The organism is Streptomyces sp. DvalAA-14 (genome assembly GCF_900091855.1).
Lineage (GTDB): Bacteria > Actinomycetota > Actinomycetes > Streptomycetales > Streptomycetaceae > Actinacidiphila.
Window position 1 is genome coordinate 1 of sequence record NZ_FMCH01000365.1, and the last position, 5,502, is coordinate 5,502.

The 5,502-nt window shown below is 70.9% G+C and carries 6 protein-coding genes and 1 pseudogene; 5 read left to right on the plus strand and 2 right to left on the minus strand.

Annotated features, from left to right (window positions below):
• Positions 1 to 74: 74 nt before the first annotated feature.
• Positions 75 to 1,100 (minus strand): alpha/beta fold hydrolase, encoded by a 1,026-nt coding sequence (locus tag GA0115240_RS19000; RefSeq protein ID WP_093737883.1) that lies wholly within the window; start codon positions 1,098 to 1,100, stop codon positions 75 to 77.
• Between the two features lie 134 nt (positions 1,101 to 1,234).
• On the opposite strand from GA0115240_RS19000, the gene GA0115240_RS19005 reads away from it, so the two are divergent.
• From GA0115240_RS19005 to GA0115240_RS19020, 4 genes are all read left to right on the plus strand, one after another.
• On the plus strand, positions 1,235 to 1,537 hold the full coding sequence (locus tag GA0115240_RS19005) for a hypothetical protein (protein ID WP_237555016.1): 303 nt from the start codon (positions 1,235 to 1,237) through the stop codon (positions 1,535 to 1,537).
• A 145-nt stretch (positions 1,538 to 1,682) separates the two neighbouring features.
• The gene (locus tag GA0115240_RS19010) at positions 1,683 to 2,330 is read left to right on the plus strand and encodes a TetR/AcrR family transcriptional regulator (protein WP_093737879.1); all 648 of its coding nucleotides are present in this window, start codon (positions 1,683 to 1,685) and stop codon (positions 2,328 to 2,330) included.
• A 129-nt stretch (positions 2,331 to 2,459) separates the two neighbouring features.
• A complete protein-coding gene (locus GA0115240_RS19015; RefSeq protein ID WP_093737880.1) occupies positions 2,460 to 2,690 on the plus strand; it encodes a DUF3107 domain-containing protein in 231 nt (76 codons plus the stop codon).
• A gap of 146 nt (positions 2,691 to 2,836) precedes the next feature.
• Entirely contained in the window at positions 2,837 to 3,103 is a 267-nt protein-coding gene (locus GA0115240_RS19020) for a hypothetical protein (protein WP_093737881.1), read from the plus strand.
• Positions 3,104 to 3,125: 22 nt separating this feature from the next.
• Here the strand turns inward: GA0115240_RS19020 and GA0115240_RS19025 are convergent, their stop codons facing one another.
• Positions 3,126 to 3,875 carry a ferritin-like fold-containing protein gene (locus GA0115240_RS19025; RefSeq protein WP_093737882.1) on the minus strand — a complete coding sequence of 250 codons (750 nt, stop codon included), beginning with the start codon at positions 3,873 to 3,875 and terminating at the stop codon, positions 3,126 to 3,128.
• Between the two features lie 526 nt (positions 3,876 to 4,401).
• On the opposite strand from GA0115240_RS19025, the pseudogene GA0115240_RS19030 reads away from it, so the two are divergent.
• Positions 4,402 to 5,502, plus strand: a pseudogene (locus GA0115240_RS19030) (DEAD/DEAH box helicase); the annotation flags it as partial.

Below are 5,502 nucleotides of genomic sequence, written 5' to 3' on the forward strand. Positions count from 1 at the left end.
GCCGCCGGCGCCCGGTATCGGACTGTCCTGGCCGTCCTGGCCATCCGTCGCGCTGTGCTTGCCCACGCCCTCGATCAGCTCCCGGTCGCCTCGGTCGTCGGACTCGTCGCCGCACGTCCGGCGCGCGCCGGAAGCGTACGGTCCGCGACCGCGTACAGCAGATCACGAAAAGCCCGGGACACCAGCTCCGGGTGCTCCATCATCGCCACATGCCCGCTGTCGGGAATCGTCAGCAGCCGCGCGTCCCGGAAGGTCCGGGCGGCCCGGCGGGCCATCCGCAGCGACACCAGCTTGTCCCGCCCGCCGTACACCAGCAAGGTCGGCGCCAGTACCTTCTCGGCCTGCCGCCACAGCGAGTGCTGGCCGCCGAGGGTGTAGGCGTTCACGATGCCGCGGGTCGAGCGGATCATCACGTCCCAGAAGTACGGCAGCTCGGTCCGGCGCCGGTACTCCTCGGCGGCCTGCTCGCGGGCGGCCCCGTCCACGATCGACGGGTCGCCGTAGCACAGGTCCATCAGCGACACGGTGCGCTGCTCGATCGACCAGCTCCGGGTGGCCCGTACGTACAGCGCGGGCATGCCCGGCACCGACGCGAGGCCGGTCGGCCAGGCGGTGCGCTGCGGCCGCAGCTCGGGCAGCGCCGGCGAGACCAGCGTCAAGGTGCGCACCAGGTCGGGGCGGGCGGCGGCCACCTTCACCGTGACCGCGCCGCCCATCGAATTGCCGAACAGGTGCACCGGGCCGCGCCGCTCGGCATCCAGCAGCCGGATCACCGCGCGGGCGTGGCCGGCGATCGAGTAGTCGCCGTTGTCCGGCGGCGGCGAGTGGCCGAAGCCGGGCAGGTCCAGTGCCTCCCCCGTCACCCGGTCCGCCAGCTTGTCCATCAGCAGCGACCAGTTCTGCGAGGAGCCGCCGAGCCCGTGCACGAAGAGCGCCGGTTCGTGGCCCTCGGCCCCGGCCCGGTCCTCGTGCGACCGGACGGTGAGGCTGAGCCCGGGCAGCGCCACCGTGCGCGCGGTTTCACCGGTCGCCAGCACCGGTCCCACCGGGGGTACGGCGGCCGGTGCGACCGCCGCTTGAGCAGAGTCCGTCGTGGGCATGGGCATATGTTACGAGACGATCACGCGCGCGATTGTGTGTTCGTGGCCACAAGCGGTGAGAAGCCCCTGTAGCGCCGAATGGGCGACGAGCACGGCAACCGGCGAAGATGGAAGAGTCAGGGAAGGGAGGCGCCATGTCCAGGGACATCGAGGACATAGGCAGCATCGATGACATCTCCGGCTTCGAGCGTGAGGCGGACGCGGCCGACGAGGTGCGGACCGCACCCGATCTCGAACCGGACGAGAACCTCGACGACCTCGACCAGCTCGACGTGGAAGCGCCGCGGGACGACGCCGTCGAGCAGCGGGTGTCCGCGATCCGGCCCGAGCGGGAGCCGGTCGACGGACCGGAGGCGGACGAGGTGATCGAGGCCGACCCGGCGGACGCCGCGGACCAGCGGCGGGTGGTCGAAGGGGATGAGGACGACTACCGCTGAACACGGCCGGAATTCCCGGCCGATCCCGGGTGAACGGTCCCAGGAAGTGAGAATGTGCGTCCGCGCGGCCCACAGTGTCGTTACCGAAAAGTACGATGGCCGGTGAGGTGTCCATTCGTTCCTTCACCACCATTTGGGAGGCGGCGTGACAGCCATCGAGCAGACCCAGGCACGGCCGCGCGGCACCCGCCTGCCCCGTCGGGCCCGACGTGAACAACTGCTGGGGGCGGCTCAGGAGGTCTTTGTCGCGCAGGGTTATCACTCTGCGGCGATGGACGACATCGCCGAGCGCGCCGGTGTGAGCAAGCCGGTGCTCTACCAGCACTTCCCGGGCAAGCTGGAACTCTATCTGGCGCTGCTCGACCAGCACTGCGAGTCACTGCTGCACGCGGTCCGCACCGCGCTGGCGTCCACCACGGACAACAAGAAGCGCGTCGAAGCGACGATGGACGCGTATTTCGCCTATGTCGAGGACGAGGGCGGCGCTTTCCGACTGGTTTTCGAGTCGGATCTGACCAATGAGCCCGCGGTCCGTGAGCGGGTCGACAAGGTCTCCCTGCAGTGCGCCGAGGCGATCAGCGAGGTCATCGCGGAGGACACCGGGCTCGCCCGGGAGGACGCCATGCTGCTGGCCGTGGGCCTCGGCGGCGTCTCCCAGGTGGTGGCCCGCTACTGGCTGGCCACCCGCAGCGAGGTGCCGCGGGACACCGCGGTGCAGCTGCTGACGTCGCTGGCCTGGCGCGGTATCGCCGGTTTTCCGCTGCACGGCACCGAGGGCCAGGGCCACCACTGAACCCTTCCGGGCCGTGTTCGCTCACGGCGTGGGCGATGCACCGATTCCGGACCCCCGGCCGGGCTAGTCTGTGCAGCGTAACGGCGCGAAACCGCGCACACCGCACGACCAGTCGGAGGTACCAAAGCCGTGGAGGTCAAGATCGGCGTGCAGCACGCGCCGCGTGAGATCAGCATCGAGAGCGTGCAGAGCGCGGACGAGGTGGAGAAGGCCGTCGCCGAGGCGCTGGCCGGCACCTCCAAGCTGCTGAGCCTGGTGGACGAGCACGGCCGCAAGGTCCTGGTCCCCGCCGACCGGCTCGCCTACGTGGAGATCGGCGAACCCGCCGCCCGCAGGGTGGGCTTCGGCGCCTCGCTCTGACACGGTCGGGCACCGGTCCGACACGCATCAGCCGCCGGAGGGGCGGCCACCGGCTGTGACCGGTGGCCGCCCCTCCGTTTCGGGTTGCCACTCCCGGGGGTAGGACCTTTGAGCAGACCGGTCCATACCGACTGGAGGGGATCAGGATGTTGTGGGAAGCCGCCGCTTACGCCGTTCTCGGGCTCGCCGCCGCCGTCGCGGTCACCGTCCTGCTGCCCGCACGGCTGCCCCGCACCCCGCTCACCCTGGCCACCGGCCCGGCCGCGGCCCTGGCCGGCGGCCTCGTCGCCCGCACGATCTTCGGCGGCGGGCGGCTGGAACTGACGATCCCGGTGGCCCTGGTGGTGGCGGTGGCGCTGCTCAGCCTGCTGGCCAGGCCGAGCCGGCCGGGCCGGCATTCCACCCTGGCCTGATCGGGGCGGAGCCGGCCGGGAGCTACGCGGCCAGGCCCAGCGCCGCCATCCGCTTGGTGTGCGCCTCGGTGATCCGGGAGAACATCCGGCCGACCTCGGCCAGGTCGAAGCCGTCGGCGACACCGCCGACCAGCATCGTGGACAGCGCGTCCCGGTCGGCGACCACCCGCTGGGCCTGCGACAGCGCCTCGCCCATCAGCCGCCGGGCCCACAGCGCGAGCCGGCCGCCGACCCGCGGCTCGGCCTCGATGGCGGCCCGCACCTTGCCGATCGCGAAGCCGGCGTGCCCGGTGTCGTCCAGCACCGCCAGCACCAGCGTGCGGGTGTCGGAGTCCAGCCTGGCCGCCACCTCGCGGTAGAAGTCGGACGCGATCGAATCGCCGACATAGGCCTTGACCAGGCCCTCCAGCCAGTCCGACGGCGCGGTCAGCCGGTGGAACTCGTCCAGGGCCGCGCCGAAGGGCTCCATCGCCAGGTTGGCCGTCTCACCGATCTCCGTCAGCCGGTCGCGCAGCCGCTCGAAATGGTGGAACTCGGCGGCCGCCATCGCCGCCAGCTCCGCCTTGTCCTCCAGCGTCGGCGCCAGCTTGGCGTCGTCCGCGAGCCGTTCGAACGCGGCCAGTTCGCCGTACGCCAGCGCGCCCAGCAGGTCGACGACGGCCGCCCGGTAGCGCGGGTCGGCCGCTGCGGCGTCCCAGTTCCGGGCGGCGATCCCGGTGACCACGGGAGCCGGAGCGGGGGCGGGCGTGATGGTCTCGTCAGGCGTCTCCATGCTGCGCACAATAGCCAAGTCCGGCGCGGCGGAAAGACCCGTGTGCGGACCCCGCCGATCGATTACGGACGGCCGCGGATGCCGATGACGTCCCGAACGAAACATTTGATCGGGTGCAGTTACGTGTTTCCGGGGTAGAGTGGTATTGCACCCGTCGGTAGTCGGTTCACTTCCGATCATCCGGCGGGCGACGTGTGCAACACCAGGATGCCCGGTCGGTGGCCCGATCGGCTCCGAACCGACCGCCTTCCCGCCATCGGGAGGGGCCCGCTCGCGGCATGAGCGAGGGCAGCGGTCCCGCGCTTCACAGCCCCTTTCGGCTGTACGACACCTCTGCGCGGTCAGTATCCGGCGCCGTCTTCATTCCGGCGCACCGGCTGCTCGACCCCCCTTGCCGCACAGTGCCGCGTCTCACAGAAGAGGCAACATCCTGACCACCACGACTTTCCGCAGTCTCGGGATCCTCGCCGAGACCGCCGAGGCCCTCGAAGCCGTCGGCATCATCACGCCCTTCCCGATCCAGGAAATGACGCTCCCGGTCGCCCTCGCCGGCAACGACGTCATCGGCCAGGCCAAGACCGGCACCGGCAAGACGCTCGGCTTCGGCCTTCCGCTGCTGGACCGTGTCGTCGTCGCGGCCGATGTCGACGCCGGCCGCGCCACCGCCGAGCAGTTGACCGACAGCCCGCAGGCCCTGGTCGTCGTCCCCACCCGCGAGCTGTGCCAGCAGGTCACCAACGACCTGCTCACCGCGGGCAAGGTCCGCAACGTCCGGGTCGCCGCGATCTACGGCGGCCGCGCCTACGAGCCGCAGGTCGAGCAGCTGAAGAAGGGCGTCGACGTCGTTGTCGGCACCCCGGGCCGCCTGCTGGACCTGGCCGGCCAGAAGAAGCTGAACCTCAAGCAGGTGCGCGCGCTGGTGCTGGACGAGGCCGACGAGATGCTCGACCTGGGCTTCCTGCCCGACGTCGAGAAGATCATGGGCATGCTGCCGGTCAAGCGGCAGACCATGCTGTTCTCGGCGACCATGCCGGGCGCGGTGATCGGGCTGGCCCGCCGTTACATGTCACAGCCCACCCACATCCGCGCCTCCTCCCCCGACGACCTGGGCGCGACGGTGGCGAACACCACCCAGCACGTCTTCCGCGCCCACTCGATGGACAAGCCCGAACTGGTCTCGCGCATCCTGCAGGCCGAGGGCCGCAGCCTGGCGATGATCTTCTGCCGCACCAAGCGGACCGCCGCCGACGTGGCCGAGCAGCTGGAAAAGCGCGGCTTCGCCTCCGGCGCGGTGCACGGCGACCTCGGGCAGGGCGCCCGCGAGCAGGCGCTGCGCGCGTTCCGCAACGGCAAGGTGGACGTCCTGGTCTGCACCGACGTCGCGGCCCGCGGCATCGACGTCGAGGGTGTCACGCACGTGATCAACTACCAGACGCCCGAGGACGAGAAGACCTATCTGCACCGGATCGGCCGCACCGGCCGGGCCGGCGCCTACGGTACGGCGATCACCCTGGTCGACTGGGACGACATCCCGCGCTGGCAGCTGATCAACAGGCGCTGGACCTGCCGTTCAACGACCCGGAGGAGACGTACTCCACCTCCCCGCACCTCTACGAGCTGCTCGGCA

Excerpts from the sequence above, each read along its gene's own strand:
- GA0115240_RS19000 (WP_093737883.1), bottom strand. The coding sequence starts at position 1,100 with ATGCCCACGACGGACTCTGCTCAAGCGGCGGTCGCACCGGCCGCCGTA.
- GA0115240_RS19005 (WP_237555016.1), top strand. The coding sequence starts at position 1,235 with ATGTCCAGGGACATCGAGGACATAGGCAGCATCGATGACATCTCCGGC.
- GA0115240_RS19020 (WP_093737881.1), top strand. The coding sequence starts at position 2,837 with ATGTTGTGGGAAGCCGCCGCTTACGCCGTTCTCGGGCTCGCCGCCGCC.
- GA0115240_RS19025 (WP_093737882.1), bottom strand. The coding sequence starts at position 3,875 with ATGGAGACGCCTGACGAGACCATCACGCCCGCCCCCGCTCCGGCTCCC.